1 rRNA gene is annotated in these 1,554 nt (G+C 55.3%); it reads right to left on the bottom strand.

Annotated features, from left to right (window positions below):
- Positions 1-20 precede the first annotated feature (20 nt).
- A 23S ribosomal RNA gene (locus MRBLAR12_RS16170) occupies positions 21-1,554 on the bottom strand; the annotation flags it as partial.

Here is a 1,554-nt window from a genome sequence, read left to right as displayed (position 1 = left end):
TCCGTTCACGGGATGGGTGTGTGGTGTAAGTTATCGGCCTATTAGTACCGGTCAGCTTCACGAGTCGTTAGTCCTCGCTTCCACATCCGGCCTATCAACCCAGTGGTCTGGCTGGGGGCCTCTCACACACAAGGTGTATGGAAATCTCATCTCGAAGCGAGCTTCCCGCTTAGATGCTTTCAGCGGTTATCCCATCCGAACGTAGCTAATCAGCGGTGCACTTGGCAGTACAACTGACACACCAGAGGTTCGTCCGTCCCGGTCCTCTCGTACTAAGGACAGCCCTTCTCAAATTTCCTGCGCGCGCAGCGGATAGGGACCGAACTGTCTCACGACGTTCTAAACCCAGCTCGCGTACCGCTTTAATGGGCGAACAGCCCAACCCTTGGGACCTACTCCAGCCCCAGGATGCGACGAGCCGACATCGAGGTGCCAAACCATGCCGTCGATATGGACTCTTGGGCAAGATCAGCCTGTTATCCCCGAGGTACCTTTTATCCGTTGAGCGACGGCCATTCCACAATGTACCGCCGGATCACTAGTCCCGACTTTCGTCCCTGCTCGAGATGTCTCTCTCACAGTCAAGCTCCCTTGTGCACTTACACTCGACACCTGATTGCCAACCAGGCTGAGGGAACCTTTGGGCGCCTCCGTTACTTTTTAGGAGGCAACCGCCCCAGTTAAACTACCCATCAGGCACTGTCCCTGACCCGGATTACGGGCCGAAGTTAGATGTCCAAAGTGACCAGAGTGGTATTTCAACGATGACTCCACCCGAACTGGCGTCCGGGCTTCAACGTCTCCCACCTATCCTACACAAGCCACTCCGAACACCAATACCAAACTATAGTAAAGGTCTCGGGGTCTTTCCGTCCTGCTGCGCGTAACGAGCATCTTTACTCGTACTGCAATTTCGCCGAGTTTATGGTTGAGACAGCGGGGAAGTCGTTACTCCATTCGTGCAGGTCGGAACTTACCCGACAAGGAATTTCGCTACCTTAGGATGGTTATAGTTACCACCGCCGTTTACTGGGGCTTAAATTCTCAGCTTCGCCTTGCGGCTAACCGGTCCTCTTAACCTTCCAGCACCGGGCAGGAGTCAGTCCGTATACATCGTCTTGCGACTTCGCACGGACCTGTGTTTTTAGTAAACAGTCGCTTCCCCCTGGTCTCTGCGGCCCCGATCCCCTCCCACCAGCAAGTGGTGTTCAAGGTTGGGGCCCCCCTTCTCCCGAAGTTACGGGGGCATTTTGCCGAGTTCCTTAACCATAATTCTCTCGATCGCCTTAGTATTCTCTACCTGATCACCTGTGTCGGTTTGGGGTACGGGCGGCTAAAACCTCGCGTCGATGCTTTTCTCGGCAGCATAGGATCACCGAATCCCCCCATACGGGGGTCCCGTCAGATCTCAGGCATCATGAACGGCGGATTTGCCTACCGTTCGCCCTACATCCTTAGACCGGGACAACCATCGCCCGGCTCGGCTACCTTCCTGCGTCACACCTGTTAATACGCTTGCCTCCCAGGATCAGGTCCCGCGCTCCACCAAAACCC

Origin of the sequence: Arthrobacter sp. LAR12-1-1.1 (assembly GCF_040676555.1) — a bacterium.
Classification (GTDB): domain Bacteria; phylum Actinomycetota; class Actinomycetes; order Actinomycetales; family Micrococcaceae; genus Arthrobacter.
Note: the sequence above shows the minus strand (reverse complement) of the source record. Positions and strands in the feature narration are given on the sequence as shown.